At 65.6% G+C, this 538-nt stretch carries 1 protein-coding gene; it reads right to left on the bottom strand.

The window, feature by feature from the left end; all coding sequences use genetic code 11:
- Positions 1-538 (bottom strand): AMP-binding protein (locus tag NS334_RS17240; RefSeq protein ID WP_153002838.1); only part of this gene is annotated, 538 nt, incomplete at both ends.

Raw genomic sequence — 538 nt, 5'->3', positions numbered from 1 at the left:
GGACGAACCCGCCTTGCGTGCGGCATCCTCGCGGTCGAGCACCATCACCGCCGGTGAGGTCTCGGTCATGCCGTAGCCCTGTTGCAGCGCGACGCCGCGCGCCTCCCAGGTCTTGAGCAACGGCACCGGCATCGGCGCGCCGCCGACGCCGCCGATCATCAGGCGGCTGAAATCTGCCGTGGCGAACGAAGGATGCTGCGCCATGAACTGGTAGATCGCGGGCCCGCCGAAGAACACGTTGATACCCTGTGAGGGATCGCCGATCAGCTTCAGCGCCTCGCCGGGATCGAAGGCGCGCATGATCAGCACGGTGCCGCCGGCATGCAGCACCGGGTTGGTGTAGCAATTCAGTCCGCCGGTGTGGAATAGCGGCAGCACGGTCAGCAGCACCGAGGCCGGTGAGATATAGGCGGGGCCGCCGAGGTTGACGCAATTCCAGAACGTCATCCCATGCGTGATGATCGCGCCCTTGGGCTGGCCGGTGGTGCCCGAGGTGTACATGATGGTCGAGATGTCATCGAGCGTGACCTCCTCGAAC

The organism is Sphingomonas endophytica, from assembly GCF_001476895.1.
Taxonomy (GTDB): domain Bacteria; phylum Pseudomonadota; class Alphaproteobacteria; order Sphingomonadales; family Sphingomonadaceae; genus Sphingomonas; species Sphingomonas endophytica_A.
The sequence above is the reverse complement of the archived record's forward strand: the minus strand, read 5'-3'. Positions and strand labels throughout refer to the sequence as shown.